At 38.6% G+C, this 23,153-nt stretch carries 19 protein-coding genes and 1 riboswitch; of the genes, 7 read left to right on the top strand and 12 right to left on the bottom strand.

Annotated elements, in window-relative coordinates; genetic code table 11:
* Positions 1–61 precede the first annotated feature (61 nt).
* Entirely contained in the window at positions 62–1,051 is a 990-nt protein-coding gene (locus ACFQIC_RS09080) for a LacI family DNA-binding transcriptional regulator (RefSeq protein ID WP_204708997.1), read from the bottom strand.
* Positions 1,052–1,132: 81 nt separating this feature from the next.
* Complete coding sequence (locus ACFQIC_RS09075) at positions 1,133–1,324, bottom strand: hypothetical protein (RefSeq protein ID WP_204708999.1); 192 nt, start codon at positions 1,322–1,324, stop codon at positions 1,133–1,135.
* A gap of 224 nt (positions 1,325–1,548) precedes the next feature.
* Here ACFQIC_RS09075 and ACFQIC_RS09070 point away from each other — a divergent pair, with 224 nt between their 5' ends.
* The 3 genes from ACFQIC_RS09070 to ACFQIC_RS09060 all read left to right on the top strand — a co-directional run bounded on the left by ACFQIC_RS09070 (position 1,549) and on the right by ACFQIC_RS09060 (position 6,466).
* Entirely contained in the window at positions 1,549–2,163 is a 615-nt protein-coding gene (locus ACFQIC_RS09070) for a class I SAM-dependent methyltransferase (protein WP_204709001.1), read from the top strand.
* Positions 2,164–2,246: 83 nt separating this feature from the next.
* Positions 2,247–2,350: riboswitch (purine riboswitch) on the top strand.
* A 785-nt stretch (positions 2,351–3,135) separates the two neighbouring features.
* Positions 3,136–4,917 (top strand): adenine deaminase, encoded by a 1,782-nt coding sequence (ade, locus tag ACFQIC_RS09065; protein ID WP_204709003.1) that lies wholly within the window; start codon positions 3,136–3,138, stop codon positions 4,915–4,917.
* A gap of 127 nt (positions 4,918–5,044) precedes the next feature.
* Positions 5,045–6,466 (top strand): hypothetical protein, encoded by a 1,422-nt coding sequence (locus ACFQIC_RS09060; RefSeq protein ID WP_204709004.1) that lies wholly within the window; start codon positions 5,045–5,047, stop codon positions 6,464–6,466.
* A gap of 197 nt (positions 6,467–6,663) precedes the next feature.
* On the opposite strand, the gene ACFQIC_RS09055 is transcribed toward ACFQIC_RS09060, so the two are convergent.
* From ACFQIC_RS09055 to ACFQIC_RS09045, 3 genes are all read right to left on the bottom strand, one after another.
* On the bottom strand, positions 6,664–8,094 hold the full coding sequence (locus ACFQIC_RS09055) for an EAL domain-containing protein (protein ID WP_204709006.1): 1,431 nt from the start codon (positions 8,092–8,094) through the stop codon (positions 6,664–6,666).
* Between the two features lie 1,385 nt (positions 8,095–9,479).
* Positions 9,480–9,743: an EamA family transporter gene (locus tag ACFQIC_RS09050; protein WP_390217048.1), complete on the bottom strand. Its 264-nt coding sequence runs from the start codon at positions 9,741–9,743 to the stop codon at positions 9,480–9,482.
* 15 nt (positions 9,744–9,758) lie between these two features.
* Entirely contained in the window at positions 9,759–10,394 is a 636-nt protein-coding gene (locus ACFQIC_RS09045) for a DMT family transporter (RefSeq protein WP_390217047.1), read from the bottom strand.
* A 165-nt stretch (positions 10,395–10,559) separates the two neighbouring features.
* Between ACFQIC_RS09045 and ACFQIC_RS09040 the strand changes: the two genes are divergently transcribed.
* The 4 genes from ACFQIC_RS09040 (at position 10,560) to ACFQIC_RS09025 (ending at position 16,139) form a co-directional block, all read left to right on the top strand.
* Positions 10,560–12,740 (top strand): FUSC family protein, encoded by a 2,181-nt coding sequence (locus tag ACFQIC_RS09040; RefSeq protein WP_204709008.1) that lies wholly within the window; start codon positions 10,560–10,562, stop codon positions 12,738–12,740.
* A gap of 356 nt (positions 12,741–13,096) precedes the next feature.
* Complete coding sequence (locus ACFQIC_RS09035) at positions 13,097–14,788, top strand: M4 family metallopeptidase (protein WP_204709010.1); 1,692 nt, start codon at positions 13,097–13,099, stop codon at positions 14,786–14,788.
* A gap of 179 nt (positions 14,789–14,967) precedes the next feature.
* Positions 14,968–15,987: an AimR family lysis-lysogeny pheromone receptor gene (locus ACFQIC_RS09030; RefSeq protein ID WP_204709018.1), complete on the top strand. Its 1,020-nt coding sequence runs from the start codon at positions 14,968–14,970 to the stop codon at positions 15,985–15,987.
* 17 nt (positions 15,988–16,004) lie between these two features.
* Entirely contained in the window at positions 16,005–16,139 is a 135-nt protein-coding gene (locus tag ACFQIC_RS09025) for a hypothetical protein (RefSeq protein ID WP_390217046.1), read from the top strand.
* A 908-nt stretch (positions 16,140–17,047) separates the two neighbouring features.
* Here ACFQIC_RS09025 and ACFQIC_RS09020 read toward each other — a convergent pair.
* From ACFQIC_RS09020 to ACFQIC_RS08990, 7 genes are all read right to left on the bottom strand, one after another.
* A complete protein-coding gene (locus ACFQIC_RS09020; protein ID WP_204709020.1) occupies positions 17,048–17,923 on the bottom strand; it encodes a glycine betaine ABC transporter substrate-binding protein in 876 nt (291 codons plus the stop codon).
* Positions 17,924–17,943: 20 nt separating this feature from the next.
* Entirely contained in the window at positions 17,944–18,774 is an 831-nt protein-coding gene (locus ACFQIC_RS09015) for an ABC transporter permease (protein WP_204709022.1), read from the bottom strand.
* A complete protein-coding gene (locus tag ACFQIC_RS09010) occupies positions 18,771–19,970 on the bottom strand; it encodes a quaternary amine ABC transporter ATP-binding protein (RefSeq protein ID WP_204709024.1) in 1,200 nt (399 codons plus the stop codon). The genes ACFQIC_RS09015 and ACFQIC_RS09010 overlap by 4 nt, the downstream gene beginning before the upstream one ends.
* Before the next feature lie 36 nt (positions 19,971–20,006).
* Positions 20,007–20,477: a thioesterase family protein gene (locus ACFQIC_RS09005; protein WP_204709027.1), complete on the bottom strand. Its 471-nt coding sequence runs from the start codon at positions 20,475–20,477 to the stop codon at positions 20,007–20,009.
* Positions 20,478–20,495: 18 nt separating this feature from the next.
* Positions 20,496–21,452: an L-carnitine dehydrogenase gene (locus ACFQIC_RS09000; protein WP_204709029.1), complete on the bottom strand. Its 957-nt coding sequence runs from the start codon at positions 21,450–21,452 to the stop codon at positions 20,496–20,498.
* A 2-nt stretch (positions 21,453–21,454) separates the two neighbouring features.
* Complete coding sequence (locus ACFQIC_RS08995) at positions 21,455–22,348, bottom strand: beta-keto acid cleavage family enzyme (protein ID WP_204709031.1); 894 nt, start codon at positions 22,346–22,348, stop codon at positions 21,455–21,457.
* Between the two features lie 566 nt (positions 22,349–22,914).
* Positions 22,915–23,153 (bottom strand): transposase (locus ACFQIC_RS08990; RefSeq protein WP_390217045.1); only part of this gene is annotated, 239 nt, incomplete at its 5' end.

Genomic DNA, 23,153 nt, shown 5'->3' with positions numbered 1-23,153 from the left:
GATGATTTCAAAAAAATGACCAAATTTGTGTAATCGATTACACACCGCTTAATAATTTGTACTATACACTATCTCTTTTTATAAGTCTATAGGTTTGAATAAATTTTTCTTTTTCTTTACTTTGCTTCAACCTTTCAAGTAGTAGTTTGGCAGCTTTTTGACCTGCTTCTTTATTAAAATAATCAATAGTCGTTAATGCTGGGGTAACGTATCGAGACATCGTAGATGCTCCTATTCCTGCCACAGCTATGTCTTGTGGTATTTGATAACCTTGTTCATGTAAATATTCCATCGCTCCAATAGCCATACGGTCAGTCACGACAAATACAGCGGTCGGAAGCTCTCCTTCTCCACCTCTCACAATTCTTTTCATGCATTCATATCCAGAATCGATACTAAAGTCTCCTCTTTGAATCCATAAATCATTCACTAGTAAGTTGTTTTTTTTCATCGTATCCAAGTAGCCATTTTTTCGAAGAATGCCTACAGAGGGATCTTCTTCCCCCACACCGATAAAGCCAATTTTCTTGTGACCTTTACTCATAAGCATGTTTGTCATATCAACAGCTGCATGGTAGTCATCATATACGATAGAGGTGACACCTGGAAGATCTTGACCGAGAGAAATGAATGGCAAATCGGCATCTTGTATTGTTGAAATCAACTGATCATTAATATTTGTAGCGAGCAAAATGATCCCATCAACATGACGGCTTTGTAATAGTCGTATATATTCAATTTCTTTTTCCTTATCAAGCTCAGTATCGGTTAGTAAAATTTGAAAATTCTCTTTGGCGACGATTTCATTAATGCCGCCTACCACGCGACTCGCAGTTTCCGTACTAATTTTTGGTAATATCACACCGATTACTCCGGACTTTTTCGTCCGGAGTGATTTTGCAGATAGACTTGGAATGTACCCTGTTTCTTCGACAATTTGCATAATGCGTTTTCTTACTTCATCACTCGCATACCCACTATTATTAAGTACTCGAGATACAGTTGTTCGAGAAACATTGGCCATTTTTGCTATATCATTAATCGTCGTCATATCTGCGCCTCCATCCGTTCACTTCATCTACCGTTAATTTTAGGTGATATGCACGGAAATGTCTATCACGACTCGATCTATTTACTTTCCACCGAACTTTGATTGATGAAATTCATAACAATCTCCACATAGCTCTACCCATGATGTTTTGCCATCGGTCACGGTAAACATTTCACTTTCATCAACCCATTCCTTACATTTCCAACAAGTAGCTTTTATTTGTGTCGCTTCTTCGAATTCTTTCCTGTTCATATGGTGAAAATAGTTACTCACTGAAATTCACTCCTCCAACTAATTTAAGATTACTATAAACATTACTCAGAATAATTTCTAACGGCTAAAAAGATGCTTTTACGTAGAAAGTTTTTATAAAAAACAACATTCTCTCTATTGAATTCTCTATTTGTAGATGGGCTAACCTTGTAACTATTAGCCTTTTATCCAATAACTTCTTACGACAATTTTTGGTATGATAGATTTAGAACGGAGGGTTAAATATGGAAGGAAATAAATTTTTTCCACTTATTTATGATCTTGCCATGCGTCCGCTTGAGAGAAGAAATTTTCAAAATATCAGAAAGAGACTCATTAAACAGGCGGAAGGAAGAGTACTGGAACTAGGATCTGGAACAGGAGTGAATTTCCCTTACTATAGCAACGTGTATTCCGTAGATGCTGTTGAACCAAACATTGGAATGGTAAATCACGCATTTAAAAATGGGAAGCATGCTGAAGTGCCGATCCGAGTACACGATGCGAAGGCGGAACAGCTTCCTTTTAATGATCAGACGTTTGATTCTGTTGTTGCTACTTTAGTATTTTGCACGATTTCGGATCCAGTTCTGGCGTTAAATGAGATAGAGAGAGTGTGTAAGCCTGGAGCAAAAGTTATCCTATTTGAACATGTTCGGACTGAACCTAACTGGGTAGCCTGTACGCAGGATATATTAACACCTCTATGGAAACGGATGTGTGGTGGATGTCATTTAAATAGAAATACACTTGATTTACTTGAGAAATCAAACTTAACTGTAGAACATGTCGACTCGTACTATAAGGGAATATTTTTAACTATTATAGCCCGAGCTAATGGATTATCGTTGAGTGATTAACTTCTAAACGAATGGATTGATCGTCTATAGTTGATTTCACTAAAATTGACGGATTCCTTACTATCTCTTATACTATCGATTAACAATCATGCATTCACTTACTATGTATAGACTTTTAGAATATGGCTCAGGTGTTTCTACCTAGGCAACCGTTAATTGCCGGACTACATACATGTTCTCTAAGGGGATGTATACCCTAAAGAAGCCATGTATCACCTGGACAGAACCGTTCAGGTGTTTTTGTATAACTTTATTCAAAGGCTATGTTAGACGTTAATGTTGGTTAAGTGCGGAAGTTGAAGACTCGATTCCGAGATCATGGGGTTCGTTACCATATAAGGGATAGGGTTGGCTTTGAAACAACTCGCTTTCCTGCGGGGGAACTGGCAAGCCTCCTCGGTCGTTAGCACTCCCTGTGGGGTCTTGCCTAGCTCCTTCTCCCGCGGGAGTCTCGCCGTTTCAAAGCCACCCCTTTCGACATGGAAATGAACAAACCCCGGCATAGGAGAATGCGGCTTACTTATGCTGTAGAATAAAATCTCACCCAACACTTTGCTCACTCATGAAGAGTTCTGCTCACGTGAACTAGCTTATCTGATGCTTCTCCTCACGAAAGTAAGAAGGTCCGGGAAATTGCGAGACTCCGCATTTAAAAGCGGAGGCGCCTTGGTCAGCGGCGTATGGACTGGACTGAGCTGTCGGAGATAAAGGAAAAACAAAGAGGTGGGATAAACATAATCGGTGAGATCCCACAGGTCGTAGCCTGAGGAAGCTCACCACATGCCCACGGAAAGTGAGTGATTTCCCTGACCTTCAAGCGCCATTATTTGTAACGGAAACCACAGGAATGTCTCGAAGTTGAGTCTTCCATAATCGAAGGCTTTAACGGAATAAGATAGGAAACCTATCTAGTAAAGATATCAATCATAAATCAAAAACAAAATACAGCCTACCAAAAAAGGAGATATCCACATGCCCATTACAATGGAACAGAGAAAACTGCTAGCCGCAACAGCTCTCGGAAAAAGAAATGCAGACACGGTTATATCCAATGGCACTCTTATTAATGTCCATTCCAAGGAGCGTGTAAATGGAAAAGATATCGCAATTACCGCAGGATGTATCGCCTATATTGGTGACTGTAAACACTTGATTGGTCAAGAAACTAATACAATCGATGCTAATGGAAGCTTTATTACACCTGGTTTAATTGATGGGCACATGCATGTAGAAAGTACGATGCTTACCGTTACCGAGTTTGCAAAAGCGGCTATTAAACAAGGGACGACCACTGTATTTATGGACCCACACGAAATCGCCAATGTTTTCGGGCTAGAAGGGGTGAAATGGATGCACGAGGAAGGTCAGAATTTGCCCCTTAGGGTGTATACCACAGTTCCCTCTTGCGTTCCAGCAACTGATAACTTAGAAGATGCTGGGGCTGAACTCATTCCTAGCGATATCGAAGCTGCATTATCTTGGGAAAACGTAGCCGGTTTAGGCGAAGTGATGAATTTTCCAGGTGTCGTTCATGGTGATGACAAAATGATTCAAGAGATTGAAGCCACGATGAAAGCTGGCAAAACGGTTACCGGCCATATCCCTGCAGAAGACTCAGCCATGTTACAAGCCTATGTATCATCAGGAGTGACTTCCTGCCACGAAACAGTAACGCGAGAACAAGCCTTAGAAAAATTACGCCTCGGCATGCATCTGATGATTCGAGAAGGTTCCGCCTGGCAAGATGTCAAACAGCTAGCACCTGTTATTACAGAAGACCATATGCCTACAGAAAATATCTCTCTCATAACAGATGATGTGTATCCACAAACCCTAACAAACCAAGGTCACCTTAACCATGTAGTTCGAAAAGCTATCCAGCAAGGAATCGATCCCATTACAGCTATTCAACTCGCAACTATAAATATTGCTAATTATTTTCACTATGAAGATTCTCTAGGAAGTATTGCCCCAGGTAAATATGCTGATCTTCTTTTTATTGAAGATTTAAATGAAATGAACCCTTCAACAGTCTTAATTGGAGGAGACATCGTTTATAGTGATCAGCAATATCAAGTGGCCTTTTCAAATTACTCCTATCCAGAAAAAGCGAAGCAGTCTGTACATCTTCCCCAACCATTAACAGCTGATGATTTTTTTATTAAAAGTGATCAAGAGGAAAAAACAGAGGTACATGTAATTGAGGTTTTCGAAAATAATGCCAGAACAAGAAAGTCTTCAGCTCAACTAAAAGTAGATAATGACTTTATCAAAGCTGATTTAAAACGTGATATTATCAAGTTATCATGTATCGACCGCCATCATGGTTCAGGTCAAATATCTAATGCTTTCGTTCAAGGTTTTAACATAAAAAGAGGGGCTGTAGCCTCAACCGTTGCTCATGACAGTCATAACCTTCTTGTCATGGGAGTTAATGAAGAAGATATGGCTTTTGCTGCGAACACATTGAAGGAACACGGTGGTGGAATGATCGTCGTGGAAAATCAGGAGATCTTAGCGGAGGTCCCGTTATCAATTGCCGGGCTTATGTCTGATCAGCCCTTGGAATCCGTAGCGAGTCAAGTTGAAAAATTAGAGATTGCTTGGAATGATTTGGGCTGTAAAATGAATGCACCTTTTATGACATTCTCATTAATCGCTCTCCCAGTTATCCCCTCCTTAAGGATTACGAATCGCGGCTTGGCTGATGTCGATTCATTTGAATTGATAGATCTAGAAATAAAAAATTTATAAGTATTAAAGCTATTATGTAATTTATCATGACCAGATACTCAGTCATACACCCATCCTCTATTGATTGCATAGCCTAATCTAAGAACGCCAATGCTTTGTCGGCGTCAAGGAGGGCAATAATAGAGTAATGGAACTCACAATTTCTCATGGGTTGTATGGGCTTTTCACATTGATCATAATCATTACAATGATCTTTCGAAAGGGAGTTGTTCTCCCTACATTATTAGGAACGTTTGTGATCGCCTGGGTATTTAATGGAAGCTTAATTGGGGGATTTACCGCAATTTTCAATGCAAATTTAGTCGCGGCTAAAGAATTATTTAATATCTTTCTGATCATCACATTTATGGTTGCTTTGCTGCATTCGCTAAAAGATTTAGGAGCCGATCGAAGAATGATTGAGCCGATCCAGAAGGTGATGATTAACAGTCACGTCTCCTTCTTTGTTTTAGTAGGCGTAACTTATATTATTTCTCTATTTTTCTGGCCTACACCTGCGGTTCCTCTCATTTGTGCCCTTTTAGTTCCTGCAGCAATTAGAGCTGGACTGCCAGCAATGATCGCAGCTATGGCTGTCGCTTTAGCAGGGCAAGGAATGGCTTTGTCCTCTGACTATGTCATCCAGGTAGCCCCTGGGTTATCGGCTACATCTGCTGGCGTGGATACAGCAGCCGTTATGGATCAAGCCCTAGTTTTATCACTTATAACCGGTATTGTTGCTATCGGTACGGCTTACTTTTTTTATAAAAAGTCATTCCGTACGAAATCCGACCCACGTAATGAGCAAGAAATCCAAGCTATGCAAGGACTAAAAAATCAGCACACAAGTCAGAATGGGAATATTGACAAATGGAGTAAAATTTTCGCCGTACTTGTACCTTTATCTATGCTTGCTGTCATGATTTATATGATCTCAACAAAGCTTACTTCTGGTCGTATGGGAGGGTTTGAAGGTGGTGATGGAGCTGCTTTTATTGGGGGTGTCGCGGTTATTCTCCTCCTTTTATCCACTATTGCATTCGGCAAGTATCGTGCTCTTGACTACATTAGTGATCATATTACCGAAGGATTTGTTTTTGCCTTTAAAGCGATGGGGCCCGTAATCCCGATTGCTGGTTTCTTTTTTCTTGGAAGTCCAGACTTTGCATGGAATATTTTATCTGTATCAGAAGAAGCAAGTCCGGCTTTGCTATTCGACTTGGTCCAGTCCACACAAGGATTCTTACCACAAAGTGCATTTTTAGCAGCCTTTAGCTTATTAATTATCGGTATTATCACAGGTCTCGATGGATCAGGCTTTTCGGGATTGCCTTTAACTGGTGCCTTGTCTGCTTCATTAGCAAATAGTAGCATCGACCCAACAACACTCGCTGCCATTGGGCAAATGGGATCCATTTGGACGGGTGGCGGAACAATTATCGCCTGGTCCTCACTCATTGCAATTGCAGGATTCTGTGGAGTTCCTGTCATGGAGCTTGTAAGGAAAAATTTCTTTCCTGTCATGCTTGGGCTTATTTTATCAACGGTTTTTGCCGTGTTTATTTTTTAAAAGCAGCTCGGGCTCTTGGGAGTCTTGGGCTGCTTTTTCATGAATGTCAAAATACGCCCAAGAGTTAGTTAATCTCTTGCTACAATAACAGCATGTGTAATTTGGTTATCATCACCAATTACAGGAGTGCCTTTCGCCTCTACATGCACCCAGTGGCCTTCTGAGTGTTTATGACGATACGTGACTTGATGAATTTCTCACGTTGCAAGCAGTTTGTTGAATGCGGATAGGACATAGTCTTGATCATTAGGATGAATATAATTAAAGAGTGTTTCCCCTTTATACTTTTCAGGTGAATGGCCTAACATCGTTTGATGCGAAGGTGAAGCATATTCAACCACGCCGTCCACGTTAACTATTTTCACTAAATCGGATATATTTTCTGCAATAAAACGATATTTTTCTTCGCTTATCTTTAAAGCTTCTTCCGCTTTTTTCCTGTCAGTGATATCTATACACGATCCGATCACTTCTACAACCTGTCCTCTTCGACGTATAGGTCGCAAAGATGAAATATAGTGAACTCCGTTACTTTCTCTTTCATATGTCACTCTATCTTCCCCATTCCATGCTCTCTTGTAATAAGGAACTTTCTCATCAGCAATCACAGCAGGTAAAAAGTCATGTAGTGCTCGTCCAACAACCATTTCGCTAGCTAACCCCAACCTATTCAGTAATTCACCATCACAAAGTGTGTGAACAAATTGTCCACTTCGTTCAACAAATTTAAAAATCATTCCTTGTTGCTGTCTAACAGTATCCAATAATTCCTGGCGAGCCATGCGTAATTCTTCTTCCATCCAATTCTTATTGAACACGTCTGACGGAAGACCATTTTGCTGAACAATTTGACCAATCATCTCTTCCTTTTCCATAAACTCTTCCCCTGGTATAGGTTTACTGAACAGAAAGCCTTGAGCCTCATCACAAAGATTTCTTTGAAGAAATACGAGGTGCTCTCGATTTTCCACCCCCTCTGCTACAACTTGGAAGTTCAACTGATGAGCCATGACAATGATCGTTTTCAAAAGAGTCGCGTCATTCGTATCCTCTGAACAATTTTTTATAAATGATTGATCGATTTTAATCTTATCTAACGGAAATTTTTTCAAATAAAGAAGGGAACTGTACCCTTTACCAAAGTCATCTAAGCTAATTTGCACACCGATATTTTTAAATTCTCTTAGGATCGTATAAGCAAAGTCAATATCCAGCATCATACTTTCAGTGATTTCTAACTCTAGGTTCTCTGAGTCGATACCCGTTTCTTCTATGATTCTACGGATCATCTCTATTAGATCAGGCTGATAAACTTGTCGAACGGAAAGGTTAACAGACATTGTAAAAGGAGATTCAATCAAATCTTGCCATTTTTTCAATTGTTGGCATGCTGTCATCAATACCCATTCACCTATTGGTATAATTAACCCAGATGATTCTGCTAATGGAATAAATTCACCTGGCGATATGGTTCCATACTCTGGATGAATCCAACGAACTAAAGCTTCCGCCCCAATTACCTCTCCTGTAGCTAAGTTTACTTTTGGTTGATAGTAGACTTGAAATTCATTGCGTTCTAGTGCGGCTTTTATTGTGTTTTCATTAATAAAATGGGACGGAATAGCCATTAGTTAATTTTCTCTCCTTCATACAGCAGGTTTCTTATTTATATTATCGACAAAAATATCCAAAATTCAAAGGAAATAATACTAATTTAATTAAGGTTTTACATTATTACGAATTTTCGCATCGTTTTATAATCTAATTATTTATTATCTTGCATCTCATGACGGGATTATTCTTAAATTAAAGCCGTACCTCGTGCTACCATTGAACAAAACCATCTGTTCATTTAACGTGTCCAACTTGCGAGGTGCAAAATGCTAAATCGCGGGGGAGCACAGAACGATTCGCAATCTAAATCACAGTTAAAAAGGCTTAGGTAAATTTTATTAACGGGTTCAGTTTTCGAGTGCAAAACATGAAATAACATACGAATTAAGAGTTATATCAACGATTATCGGTATTAAACATATAAATTAGCATACAAAATCACACCAGAAATAACATAGTGACAATAGCTATAATCAACGTGCAATTAAACTAACGAAACCGTATTGTTGAAGACTTGAATTCGAGATGTTTGTGTGAATGTAGGGGCTTGGGAATCTCCCCGTTTCCTAGCCACCCACTCCCATCTTTGAATAGCCTACAATTTGAAGAACCCATTACTGAGGTTTCCGTTTGCCTCACAATTGTAAGGAGGGCCGGGAAATCGCGAGACTCCACTTTTAAAAGCGGAGGCGCCTTGGTCAGCGGCGTATGGACTGGACTGAGCTGTCGAAGATAAAGGAAACACGAAGAACATCGTGATTCGATGTTGACTTATCGTACAGAAGCGAGGGAAGTCTCACTAGCCGCTAGGCGCTGGAGCTGGATAACGCCCGATAGGATTGATGAACTAGATGTAGCCTTCGTCCTTATAAGACGTAAGAGCTGGGATGAACATGATCGGTGAGATCCCGCAAGGCGTAGCCTGAGGAAGCTCACCACATGCCCATGGAAAACGAGTGATTTCCCGGACCTCCAAACGCTTTCAACCATAACGGAGCCACATCTCTCGAAGCTGAGTCTAAAGAATGCTTTACTTGAAGAGGAAAATATAAAGAAAAACGCTTGGATATTAAAATATCCAAGCGTTTTTCTTTACCAATTGTAATGTTATTTGGTTCGATAATTCTGTTGCTATATTACCCTCTAAATATGTTTTTGTACTCCAAAACCCAACTATTTAAAATTTTATCTCTAAGCCTTTTTAACTGTGATTTCTTGTGAAAAGCCAAATTAAACAAGAACAAAAGCGGTTGTATCCCAGGTGATTCAATTATAAAACCTTCTTAACTTAAAATGATTACGGGCCTCCATATACACTAGTGGAAGGGTGAACACGGACGTTTCTAGTACCAGCTAAAAACCAAGCTCTCATTTACCGTTGGTTTTCCCATGAAAATCTCTAATATTCTACCGATCCCGAACGTCTCCTCCTCTGAATCATATACTCAACTGCACCCGTTCCGATCAATACCCCAAACACAATGAGTACGAGACCTGACAAGTGGTACCACTCAATGGACTCACCCAAAAACAGGGATGCACCTAGCAAGGCAAAAAAGGTATTAAAGTTGATAAATATCGCTGATTCTGCGGGTCCCACCTGCTTAATAGCAATATTGTAAACCATATGGCCAAATGCTGTACAAATCAAAGAACTAAACAAGAATACAGCTCCTAATTAAAGGTCGAACAATCGGAGGATCTGTGCTGGATTCGATTCCAATCCTAAACTGATTAAAAATATAAATATGGAGCCGATAACCATCATATAACCCGTTAATAACCGTGGATCTAGGTCGGGGTTCATTTTACTAATTAATATAAAACTAAACGCTTGGGTTACAATAGAAAGAAAAACGAGCACATCCCCAATAGATACAGTCGTCACTCCTCCTGAACCAACAAGAGTCGTAATAATTACCCCAGTAAATCCTAAAAAGAATCCAAAACCTTTAAAAATGGTTACGTGTTTACTCAATAAGATCGTAGAAAGCACCATCGTTAGGAGTGGTCCTAGACCAACAATTAAACCCGTATTTACTCCTGAAGTATGCTTTAAACCTACTGCCATGAACGCATGGTGTGCAATCACATTAAAAATGGAAATATATAAGATAATCAAGATTTCCTTTTTTGTAGGCAGACGTAAAATTTTCATGAAATACAGTATAACAAGCACCCCAACGCCAGCTATGAACACGCGAAGTGAGGTTAGTAGAATCGGATCAATATTTGTAACTAACACTTTAATAGCGGAAACATTGAATCCCCACATCATCATTACAATCAGTAAAAGTATGTATATTCTTTTCATATAATCACCACGTCTCTAAATAAATACTACCTTTCACTATACTATGAATTTCTGATTTTGACAGTAATTTCTTAGACCTTCAAAGTTGAATCCTTCTTATTTGAAATTTATAATAAAATATGGATACATATCATATAAAATTAGGATGCAAAGGTTGGTCATACATTGAAAAAATCACTTCAACAACAATACTGGTTCAGCCGATTACTCGCATCTGATCCGGGACGAAAACGACTCAACCAAGCTTCCAAAGCTACATTTAGCTTAATATCCTCCGTATTTACCGTTCTAATCATTATAAATCTTACAGACGGTCCTGAACTTACTCCTGCAATTATGGCTGGGATTTCCGGTATGATGGGTATATTAGTAGTTAATGACGACACCAATAAAGAAAAGAAAGTGACCACGCTTTTACTCAGTTTGTCTGCGGTGGGCGGAGTAACTTTCGGTTCTTTATTAGCTGGGAATGCTTATTTTGTGTCGACCCTTATGATCGCAATCATTTTTAGCGCTTTCTATTTTTCCAAACACGGAAGCCGCTACTTCTCTTTAGGTATGGTTGCCTTTATGACCGTCTATTTTGCATCCTTTTTACAATTACCTTCCGAACAATTTGCCTGGTTTTATATGTCGATTTTCATCGGTATATGTTATGCCTATTTATACAACTTCATTATTTTAAAAGGATCTGTCCAATTACTTAGAAGAAGCATGAATTCTTTCCATAGGCAGGCTAACCTTACCTTTCGACTCTTGCTTGAAATGCTGCAAGATCCAGAAATAGATGAAAACCGAAGTAAACGTTTGAATTACAATGTTAAAAAGCTTCGCGAATACGCAGGACATGTCTCCACGGATTTAAATGCCCACGATATTAAAGAATTATGGCCAGGACTTTCTACGTCTCAAATAAAATTATACGTATTTGATACCGCTATGTTTGTTGCGACATTGGCCGATTCGCTCCAACAATTAAAAAGGGACGAAGCTTTAGAAACGACAGAACTTCGAAAGCTTCTCATTCGTGTAATATCTTCGTTACAAAAAGCAGATGTTTTAGCTATGGATTACGATGAAAGTAACTTATCAAAAGCCCAGATGGCTATCCATGAGTTAAAAGAAATGATTAACAAATTGTTTCAACAAAACAAAGGAGAACCAGAAGGGTGGTTATATTTACTTCGTCGTATTGAGTCCATTGCTAATCACGTAACACATGCGGCACTTTCCATTCAACAAGTTAAGAATGAAGAGTCTCCAAATGGAAAATATGAAGATTCTAAATCTAGTGAAACGTCAGAGGAAACCGAAAAAAAGAAGTACTACGGACTAGAACCGACCACAAAAAAAGCCTTTCAAGCTTTAGTGGCAGGGTCTATCGCAATAGTCGTTGGTTATGCCATTTCACCGGTGCAGCCTTTTTGGGTGGTCTTAACTGCTTTTATTGTTCTGCTAGGAACCCAATCCGTAGGGCGTATTTATTTAAAAGGGTTACAACGATCAATCGGAACAGTTATTGGTGCTGTGCTCGGATTCTTTTTAGCAAAAATGGTTACAGGGAACTCTGAGCTAGAGGTCCTATTAATATTTATTGTTGTATTTTTTGCTTTTTATTTACTAACTGTTTCGTACACTATGATGAGTCTGTTCATTACAATGCTAATTGCATTTATGTATGACTTGTTACTCGGCGGTATTAGTTTTTCCCTTTTAACTGCTCGTGTAGTGGATACCATTGCAGGAGCCGGAATTGCCTTAGTTGTTTCCTCTTTCTTATTTCCTACAAAGACAAGGGATAAAGTGTACGAAACTTTTGATGAATATTTAGATGAACTCGAAACTTACATTACACCATACATTCGCAGCTTCACAGAAACGATCAACATAAAAGAATTAGCAGATCAGGCTTTTATATTAGATGAAAAGCTACAAACGATTCTTGATGAATCTGAACCCATTTTGCAAAATCCAGGAACGCGACGCCATTCCGAACTTCCGCGCTGGGTGACGATCTTTACAGCAATTAATTATTACGCCGATCACTTAGTTGCATCATCTTATCAAAAAAATCGAAACTATCCTGCGAAAGTTCAAGAGGTCTTCCCGGTTTTAGAGGAAAAAATTCAACATAACATCCATACCATTCAAAAACTTTTACACGGAGATCATAACTCAGCAACATTATATAACTTAAAAGCTGAAAGAGAACAAATTGAACGAGGAGCACCGTTAGAACAACAGCATTATATTGACCTCGTCCATCATGTCTACTATATTTGGCGTCTTAATCAATCCTTGGTAATGTTAGGTGAAAAACTAGGTGCCAAGGAAATAGAAGAATAAAGTAAAGAGAAAATCCTTGTGGAATTTAGTTTTCACAAGGATTTTTTATGTACAAATACGGGACAATCTGAATCCGTATATTATTCAACGGTGAAACCACAATGAAGTATTTTCCCAAAAAATATAATACTTTAGAACTATTCCTCTTAATCGTTCTGACAAAATACTTCTATAGTGGCTCAAACCTAGTAATCATCCATTATAATGTTAATTTTCGGGTGTATACTGCAGGGTACTTTAGATATATGAGAAGTAATTTTTTATAATTTTCATAAAATACAAACAGTTACAAATACTCTATTAAAACTTTCCAAAATTTCCTATAATTGGATTTAGTTTATTAAAGGAGGAGTAAAATGAAGAAGAAACACGTTATACCAGTAGCCGTACTTTCATCGGCGATACTAATGGGAACAGTTGCACCATTACAAACACACGCTGTAAGTCCAAATGCTAATTCAGAAGCAATCTCAGGAAATAACGGAAAGTCTGAAGAGAATAAACCTTTTTTTGTAAAAGAAAAACAAGCGAAGAAACAGAGTGAAGCTAATGCGAAGAACGCAGTTGAATACTTAAAGAAAAACAAACTAAAATATCAAATTGACCTTCCCGAACAAAGTTTAGGTTCTGCAAAGGTAAGTGAAGATGATTTAGGTATGAAGCACATCAAACTACAACAAAAGAAAAATAATATTCCTGTAGAAGGACACGAGGTTATTGTTCATTATGATGAATATAATAGTGTACATTCTGTTAACGGACAATTTAATCATTCCGTGGAAGATGGGAATATTTCTACTGAAGCCACACTTTCTAAAGAAGACAGTATCACCCTTGCGAAAGAAGCCGTTGATGCCCCCACTGCTCTTGAAACCACTCCAACATCGGAACTTGTCATCTATCCATTCAATGATGAAAATTATCTGACCTATAAAGTCAACATGAACTTCCTTGGCGAAGAACCCGGGAATTGGTTTATCTTTATAGACGCTCAGTCTGGTGAGGTAGTTGACCAATATAATGCTCTGATGCATGCAGATGATTATAAGTCCTCTATAGGTTCCGGCTTAGGTGTACTCGGCAACCACCGTAAATTACATATTACCCATCAAAATGAAAAGAAGGACCAAGAAGGAACTAATTTTTATTTATTTGATAAATCGCATGAGAATTTAGATGGAATTTATACGTATGACCTTAAAAACCAATGGGGTGATGGAAGTCTATCCTATCCTGGTGAAATTTTCAATTCTCATCGAGCAGCTTTTAAAGAAGACTACGACCGTCCAGGAGTAGATGCACATTATAACTCGGAAAAGGTGTATGAATATTTTCTAGAGGAACACGATCGTAATTCGATCGACGGTGAAGGAATGGCAATAAAATCGACGGTTCATTTCGGAGAGGACTACAACAATGCCTTTTGGAATGGTGAACAAATGACTTACGGAGACGGAGACGGAGAATTTTTCATTCCTTTGTCAGCTGGGCTTGACGTAGCTGCCCATGAGATGACCCATGGTGTTACAACCCATACAGCAGGCTTAAAGTACCGCGACCAATCGGGTGCACTTAATGAGGCCTTTTCTGATATCTTCGGGGTTCTTGTAGACGAGGACGATTGGGAAGTTGGAGAAGATATTATGGCTGAAGCCGCGAAAGAATCTGGCAGAACCTCTCTTCGTAGTTTAAGTGACCCTAGTAAATATCCTGTAGCTGAAGACTACATCCCTTATGGTGATGGTAACGGTATGTATCCTTCTCATATGGATGAATATTACGATCTCCCGCGTGACCTCGATAACGGCGGTGTTCACATCAATTCTTCCATCATTAATCACGCAGCTTATATTACGGGTGAACAAATTGGAAAAGAGAAACTTGGACAAATTTATTACCGAGCTTTAAGTGAATACTTGCATCCAGAATCAGACTTCAATCATGCCAGAAAAGTACTCATTCAATCCGCCATTGATATATTTGGTGAAGATAGTGAAGAAGCTATAGCTACTGAGGATGGTTTAAATAAAGTTGGTATTACAGAGTAGAATAAAGCCAGTGTGGGGCTAGCGGCTCGCACTGGTTTTTTTATTTATGGTTTATCGCTTGGAAAAGTGATTCTTCATTCATTAATCCCTTAATAAATTGATAGAATTTTTGCACATCATTAGTTGATATGCTAAAATATTGTTCTATGACAAATTGTAAGAAGGGTAGATGAACACTGATGGGGACACATAATATTATTGAACCCGCTCAACTTTTGCAGCTTCAAATGAATCACGTTTCCACCATTTACGAAACCTATCATAGTTTACTTCAAAATCATCCGAAAGAAAAAGCTAATGAGTTAACGAAACACTACTGTATGAATTATTTTCCTAAAACAGTTGATGAACAGCTTGCCGTTCTCGAATTTTTATATATGAATGATCACTTCAAAGAGTTAAAAAAAATTCTACGCTCTCATGATTTTTTGGAAGAAGTTACGTTTTTGTATAAAATCCTATTAAATAGATTAGAAAAGCACTTTTCAATAAAGGATATCCTATCGATAGAATCCCTAGAATTCAAGCATCCCTCCCTTAAATGTCTACATGTATACACCATTATTTATCTGTACTACGATTTAAAGAAATACACAGGATTAGATAAGTTTATCGATCAGTGCTATCTTAAATTAAGTGATGTGCGTGAACCACTCTTTCATTATTATATGAAGATACGTTTCAATGAATTGACCTTTCACCACTATTGGAAAACGAATAGCATTATCTTGGCTAAAAAATACGCTTACAAAGTTTTAAATATGTCCCTATCCCCACGAAAATTAAGTGCGGTCCATCATAATTTAGCTTTATGCTACGTATTTGAAGGGTTTACTCCTGCGTTCGACAATGCTCAAATAGCTTTGGATATAGCTAAAAAACATAATTTTCATTCCATGATCTCATCTTTAGAGCACCACACGATCCCTTTCATATGTGCATTCCATCATCAAACAAATGCAATTTCAACTCCTGATCCGATCGAAACAGCACACTTAGCAATTGCTAACAAACAAATAAATAAAGCTGTGGAAATTTTATCATCTTTGAAAACTTTGACTCCTTTTCAAGAGTGTTATTTAGGAGTGGCTACTGAAAATAAAAAGTTACTTCACCAATCAGAAAGACGATTTATTGATGAATATGGAGATCACTTCTTTGCTATGCTGCCTAAATATTACTTGGAGCGATTGAAATAATAGGAGGATAGTGATTTATGAAAAGACTGCTTCTAATTATATTTTTTTTCGTTTTACTAATAGTCGATGTTAATACTTCTGAAGATACTCTTGCTAAAGATCCTGGTACTGGGGGAGTCGGATATATTATAGAAGTGATAAAAAGAGTTTAGTCAACGAAGACCTTTAAAATATCCCATCAAAAAAGGTCTGTATTTTACTAACGGATTCCTTCACCTATTACAAACATAAAAAACAACCGTCATTTAAAATGAAACAGTTTCTGCTAAAATAACTGACACACTTTACTGGAAATTATTATCCCCATTTTATAGTGAATTGCACCTCTAATAACAAAACATTTGTTAATCATTGTCCTGATTTATACGGTGGTTTCCGTTACAAAGGACGGCGTTAGATGTGGTGCTTCAAGTAACGAAACCGTATTGTTGAAGACTTGAATTCGATATGTTTGTGTGAATTTTGGGGCTGCGGGCGGTCCTATTAAAAAAGCATTCCTTACGAGTGAGAATTGTGCTGGAAGGTGCCTTCTTGCATATCGCTTAAAGCTTCGGATTATTCAATAAAAGAATCGTGGACGATTACAATTAAACTACAATGGTTGTATGATTGTTAAGACGATCATACACACTCTTACAAATATAAGGGCAGTCCTTAACTGGAAAAAAGTGTTGTATTTTAATAAGCAAAAACTGTGTCAACTCTTTCAAGCGGTCACAGAAATACGTTGATCAAACAAAATAAGAAAAAAACAAGGGAACCACCTAGATATTCGTAGGTGGTTCCCTTGTTTGTACTTTGTAAAGCCTTTTTCAGTGGCCTCAGTCGTTCCCCATCCCCCATTCACATTCTTGTAATTACGGAACTATGGTGGGAATTTCTATACTTCACACCACCTGAACGAGAGTTTTTCAATAGAAAGTAAGCGATTGTGGACATCAACCATTACCCATATTACACAATTAGTCATACAAATTCAGGTGCATTTTATAGTGTGATTTCGAGTTTTGTGATAGGAAACTGAACCCGTTAGTATTTTACTACAGACCTTGTCGGGTAATTATTCTCCCATCATCTCATCCACTTTATCCTGGTTATCATTTATCCACTCGCGCGCCACTTCTTTTGAATCCTTACCGTTTTCTTCAATCTCTACAATCATTTCCTCAACATCATCAATAGAAATGCTCCAGTTACTTAGGAACTCATAAGCTTCTGGTGCTTTATCTTTTAAGTCACTGTTTGTTATGACTTCTACAGAAGAAGATCCAAAGAATCCTTGGTCATTTTCAATTACTTTTAGATCGTACTTGTTAAACATTGTGTGTGGACGCCAACCGTAGAATACCACTGGCTCTTCTTGAGCCATTTTACGGGAAGCCTCGGCAATCATTCCACCTTCAGAAGAATTTACCTGCTTCATATCTAAACCATAAGCTTCAATAATCTCATCAGACTCTTCTGTTGCACTTGCTCCTTCTTCAATTCCATACATTTCATTATTAAACCTATCTTCTTTTCCTTCTAAGTCAGAAATGGAATTAATATCTTCCATATAAGTTGGTACAACCCACCCTGTTTGAGCTTCTGGGTAACTGACTGCTGTTTGATCAAGTTTATCTTCAAATTTATCCAAGTGAACTTGGTGCATTGGAAGCCAAGCATCCATGAACACATCAAGATCTCCACGGGATAATCCCATAAATACACCGCCAACATTTGTTTCTGTTCCTTCAACTGTATACCCCATATCCTCTAAAACCAGCTGAGCAATTTCAGTTGGAGGTACCGTGCTTGTCCATGGTGTCACACCAAACTTTATCGTTTGATCTTTATTACTTTCTTCATTTGATTTACTACTTGCTTCTTCGTCAGCTGAACAGCCAATCAGTGCTAATAGTGTTGTCATTATTCCTAGTAATAAAAGTTTTTTCATTTGAAATTTCCCCTTTAAATTTATACTTTTCTTCCTATTCCTTGAGTAATTCGATCAAGAACAATTGCTAAAACTACGATACCTAAACCACCAGTTAACCCGAGGCCAACGTTTACGGTTGAAATACCAGACAGGACAGTTGATCCAAGTCCAGGTGCACCGATCATCGATGCAATAACAGCCATCGACAAAGCTAACATAATCGTTTGATTGATTCCGGCCATAATTGTAGGAACGGCCATGGGAATCTGTACTTTAAAAAGTAATTGTTTTGGTGTAGAACCAAAAGCTCTTGATGCTTCTACAACATCAGCAGGAACTTGTTTAATTCCTAAGCTAGTCATACGAACTGCGGGAGGAGTAGCGAACACAAATGTTGAAATTACTGCCGGAACTCCACCAAGTCCGAATAATAGAATAGCTGGTATTAAATAAACAAAACTTGGTAATGTCTGCATGAAATCGAGAATCGGACGTACAATTTTGTCGATCAGCGAATTTGTTGCACTCGCTATACCTACAGGCACACCAACAATGATTGATAGAATAGTAGATACAACCACTACGGCTACCGTTTGCATGGCACCATCCCATAAATTTACGGAACCTAAATAAATACATCCAATTAACGTAAATAATGCGATTCCTCTACCTGCAAATTTCCAAGATAATAAAATGAGTACAAGTGTGATGACTTCTGGAGGTATAAAAATAAGCAAATTTGTAACTCCATCAATAAATGATCCTAGTGCTATGCTAATTTGATTGAAAAATCCACCCATAACAGGTAGAAGCCAATTATTTACGAAAGCATTCGTCCATTCTTCTAATGGCAGGTAGAAATAATTCATGATACATCCACCTCCTCTTTTTCTTTACCAAGAACAAGTCCTGAAAGAATAGAAACTCTTGAAATAATCCCTTCTAACTTGCCCTCATTCAGAACAACGATTGGATACTTCGTTTCTGCTGCTATACCTAGTAAGTCATTGAGCGGAGTATTCATTGCGGTTGAGTATACTTCTTCTAGAAGGACATTCTCCAAGGGGAACTCATTTTTATAAGCTTCAATCGCATCATCAATTGTTAATAATCCTTTAAAGTTATCCTGTTTATCTACAACAAATATACTAGAAGCACCTGCTTCCTCCATTTTACGAACGGCCGCACGAGGACCATCTTTTGATGTTGTTAATACTTCAGGCTTTCGCATTACATGGTGTGCTTCTAATACTTTAGATCGATCTACGTCTTTTACAAAATTAGAAACATAATTGTTAACAGGATTTTCTAATATTTCTTCAGATGTTCCAACTTGTACAATTCGTCCATCCTTCATAATCGCTACACGGTCCCCAAGCTTTAACGCTTCGTCTAAATCATGTGTTATAAACAAGATGGTTTTCCCTAATTTTTTTTGTAAATGCAGCAGTTCGTCCTGCATTTCTTTACGAATGAGAGGATCGAGTGCACTGAAAGCTTCGTCCATTAGTAAAATATCGGTATCATTAGCAAGGGCACGTGCGAGACCTACACGCTGCTGCATGCCTCCACTTAATTGATCAGGAAAACTATTTTCATATCCCTTTAGTCCTACATCTTCAATCGACTTTTGCGCTTTTTCTTTCCGCTCTTCTTTTTGTATTCCTTGAATTTCTAATCCATATCCAACGTTATCCAATACGGTACGATGAGGAAATAAACCAAATTTTTGAAAGACCATGCCAAGCTTTTTTCGTCGTGTTTGGATAAGAGAGGATTGGTTCATTGTTGTGATATCATCACCATCGATGTACACTTCACCAGAAGTTGGCTCCATTAGACGATTGACCAGGCGAATCAATGTTGACTTACCACTTCCCGACAATCCCATAATTACAAAGAATTCACCAGGTTTAACATCGAAGGATGCTTGATTAACCCCTACGGTCATTCCTGTTTCTTCTAATATTTGCTCCTTTTGTTCTCCGTCGTTTAAACGCTTTAAACCCTGTTTAGGATGAGAACCGAAAATCTTCGTCATATTATTGACTTCAATCTTATTCATAAACATTCTCCCCCTTTGTACAGTTCAAGTGTTAACTTATCGCCGAATACCAATTTTTCTGCCCACTTGTTTAGGCATTTCTAACTGTTCATGTGCTTCTCGCAATTTCTCTATTACATGAGTTATTAGCTCAGGAAATGGAGCAGGTCTGCCTTCTACTGTGTTTATACCCATTAACATCTGCTCACTAGTGGCCAATAAATCTCCAGCTTCATTTTCCATGATAAAAAAGATGTGAAGACGCTTGGCGTCATTGTCTATTAATTGGAAAGATACGTGAATATCTTCATTTTCATGAGCTTCTTTTAAATAGCAAAGGTGGGTTTCTAACGTAAAGATAGTATAAGCAAAAGACTCTCGAGATTTTTCATCTAATCCAATGTAATCCATGAAATGATCGACCGCATAACTAAAAACAGTGGCATAAGCCGCATCATTCATATGACCGTTGTAATCTACCCACTCACTGTGCACATGATCCTGATATTTAAACGTGGACTCTAACATATTTATCACTCCACCTGTTTAGTTTTTATTTAGACTTTTCGATTCCGGCCAATATTCTTCAACTAAATCAAGTAATTTTACGAGAAATTCATTTCGCTTATGCTCTAGATCAGCAACTGATTCGTCCCCAGCATAACTTTCGCAGCCTTCAATAACCTTCTCTTTTAGTTCATCTGTTAGTTCTGGTGCTTCAAGCTTCGTCCACGGAAGTTTAAGGGCAGGTCCAAATTGTTCGAGCATATGACGCATTCCTTGTTCGCCGCCTGCTAAATGGAAAGTTAGGAATGGCCCCATTTGAGCCCAGCGTAATCCTGCACCATAAATAATGGCTGTATCAATTTCTTCTGTTGTTGCTACTCCGTCATTGACTAAATGTAATGCTTCACGCCAAAGAGCTTCCATCAAACGATCGGCAACATGACCATCAACTTCTTTATGAATAACGAGCGGCTTCATGGCAATTGAATCAAAGAATTGACATGCTCTTTTCACGACATTTGCATCTGTTGATTTTCCACCTACAACTTCTACAAGAGGAAGCAAGTAAACTGGATTAAATGGGTGGGCAACAATAAACCGTTCCGGGTGTTGTAGTCCTGACTGCAATGTACTCGGAATGATTCCGGATGTACTTGACCCAATAATTGCGTCCGTTTTAGCATAACGATCAATCGTTTCAAGTACGCTCTTCTTCAGTTCTTCACGTTCTGGAACGTTTTCCTGAATGAAATCTGCTTCAGCTACCGCTTCTTCGATCGTATCAATGAAGCGTAGACGCTCTTTAGAAGCTCCTGCTGCAAGACCCTTTTGCTCAAGAGATATCCAAGCATGATTTACAGCTTGACGTGTACGATCTTCTGCTCCTTCAGCCGGATCGAAAGCTACCACATCATATCCTTGTGCTAAGAAACGGGCAATCCACCCATTCCCAATTACACCTGTACCAACCACCGTGACTTTATTAATTGTGTTCATTGTTATTTTCCTCCTTGATGCGGGTTGCGAAGATTAAATTGTTCGCGTGCTTCTTGTGGTGTCATAATGTCTAACCCATTCCCATGTAGCATAGTGACAGCTTTATCGACAAGCTGCTCATTTCGTGCCATAACCCCTTTTTTCAAATAGATATTATCTTCTAATCCTACTCGAACATTTCCCCCGAGAATGGCTGATTGAGTGGCTACTGGCATTTGCATACGACCGATTCCAAAAGCTGACCAGTGAGCGTTATCTGGCAAACGATTCTTCATATATAGCATCGTTTCTGCATCCGCTTCTGCTCCCCACGGAATTCCGAGGCAAAATTGGAACATTGGGTCTCCATCAATAAGGCCTTCATTAATAAGTTGTTTAGCAAAACGAATATGCCCTGTATCAAAACATTCAAGTTCTGGTTTCACTCCGCTTTCTTGAACGAGCTTTGCCTGTTCACGAAGCCAATCCGTTGGGCTTAAATAAATCATATTTCCAAAATTTGTACTTCCACAATCAAGTGTACACATTTCCGGAAGCAATTCCCCAACTGGCTGATGACGTTCAGACGGTGTTTGCATATCCGTGCCATCGCCACCTGCAGCAGGTGTAGCTAAGCTTGGAATAAAGTCACCGCCGCCCCCAGAAGTAATATTAATAATGACATCTGTTTCTGACTCACGAATACGATCGACGATTTCACGATAATGATCAATGTTATGACTTATACCACCCGTTTTTGGGTCGCGAGCATGAACATGAGCAACTGTAGCCCCAGCCTTTGCCGATTCGATAGCCGATTCCGCAATCTCTTTTGGTGTGACTGGAACATGAGGGTTTTTTTCTGTAGTATCTCCTGCTCCTGTAACAGCTGCTGTTAATAATACTTTTTGGTTCATTTTACTTCCTCCTTTGATTGCCTATATATTAAGTGATAATTAGTTTACCATCCGGACGGTTTTTTTAACGCAATTAAAAATATACCATCCAGACGGTTTTGTTTCAAGGGGATATTTCTTTTAGAATTGGTCACACGCTTATTTAATATGCTCAAAATCCCCTTATTTCAGTATTAAATAGATGTACAGAAATAACTAAATAAATTGAATGATTTATTTTTAACGTACATTTCTTATAATAAGGCTCTGTTAAAGTTGATTGTTGATATGTGATAAAATCGAACAATCGTTCTGTGGTAAAGTTATCAAACATAAGTGGGTGATGACTGTGAAAGCAACCGATATCCTTAAAGCCATTCAAAAACTGAGTCTTAAAGAAACCGGGCGTATTGTTGAAGACTCGATTTAGAGATTGTGCGGCTGTTCCGTCATCGGTAGGAGGAGAAGGTGGTCGGGGAAATAACTCGCTTTCCGTGGGAGTACGGTGAGCCTCCTTGGACTTCGTGGTAGTGTCAAGAAGTCTGTGTAAATCAAGGAAGGTTCTCCTATGTTAAACATTAAGTTTTTTAGTTGTTGGCTGGGGGACCGTACCTTTTATCAAACATTTCATCTAACTCGCCGGAAACAGAAACGAATTCGGTTATCCCCCTTTTACTCCACATATCATTGAAGTCCTGGGTCACTAAGTAAACAATTTTTTCTAGGGCTTTTTCACTTGGCAAACTGTTCATTTTACGGGTACGCTTTTTCACTTCTTTAATAGCTCTTTCAATAGTGTTCGTTGTATAAATCATTCGGCGTATGA

The sequence above is a fragment of the Halobacillus seohaensis genome (assembly GCF_042663045.1).
GTDB lineage: Bacteria > Bacillota > Bacilli > Bacillales > Halobacillaceae > Halobacillus_A > Halobacillus_A seohaensis.
Note: the sequence above shows the minus strand (reverse complement) of the source record. Positions and strands in the feature narration are given on the sequence as shown.

Coding starts and splice junctions, on each gene's coding strand:
- ACFQIC_RS09080 (WP_204708997.1), bottom strand. CDS start 1,051: ATGACGACGATTAATGATATAGCAAAAATGGCCAATGTTTCTCGAACA.
- ACFQIC_RS09070 (WP_204709001.1), top strand. CDS start 1,549: ATGGAAGGAAATAAATTTTTTCCACTTATTTATGATCTTGCCATGCGT.
- ade (WP_204709003.1), top strand. CDS start 3,136: ATGCCCATTACAATGGAACAGAGAAAACTGCTAGCCGCAACAGCTCTC.
- ACFQIC_RS09060 (WP_204709004.1), top strand. CDS start 5,045: ATGGAACTCACAATTTCTCATGGGTTGTATGGGCTTTTCACATTGATC.
- ACFQIC_RS09055 (WP_204709006.1), bottom strand. CDS start 8,094: ATGGCTATTCCGTCCCATTTTATTAATGAAAACACAATAAAAGCCGCA.
- ACFQIC_RS09045 (WP_390217047.1), bottom strand. CDS start 10,394: ATGAAAAGAATATACATACTTTTACTGATTGTAATGATGATGTGGGGA.
- ACFQIC_RS09035 (WP_204709010.1), top strand. CDS start 13,097: ATGAAGAAGAAACACGTTATACCAGTAGCCGTACTTTCATCGGCGATA.
- ACFQIC_RS09030 (WP_204709018.1), top strand. CDS start 14,968: ATGGGGACACATAATATTATTGAACCCGCTCAACTTTTGCAGCTTCAA.
- ACFQIC_RS09025 (WP_390217046.1), top strand. CDS start 16,005: ATGAAAAGACTGCTTCTAATTATATTTTTTTTCGTTTTACTAATAGTC.
- ACFQIC_RS09020 (WP_204709020.1), bottom strand. CDS start 17,923: ATGAAAAAACTTTTATTACTAGGAATAATGACAACACTATTAGCACTG.
- ACFQIC_RS09015 (WP_204709022.1), bottom strand. CDS start 18,774: ATGAATTATTTCTACCTGCCATTAGAAGAATGGACGAATGCTTTCGTA.
- ACFQIC_RS09010 (WP_204709024.1), bottom strand. CDS start 19,970: ATGAATAAGATTGAAGTCAATAATATGACGAAGATTTTCGGTTCTCAT.
- ACFQIC_RS09005 (WP_204709027.1), bottom strand. CDS start 20,477: ATGTTAGAGTCCACGTTTAAATATCAGGATCATGTGCACAGTGAGTGG.
- ACFQIC_RS09000 (WP_204709029.1), bottom strand. CDS start 21,452: ATGAACACAATTAATAAAGTCACGGTGGTTGGTACAGGTGTAATTGGG.
- ACFQIC_RS08995 (WP_204709031.1), bottom strand. CDS start 22,348: ATGAACCAAAAAGTATTATTAACAGCAGCTGTTACAGGAGCAGGAGAT.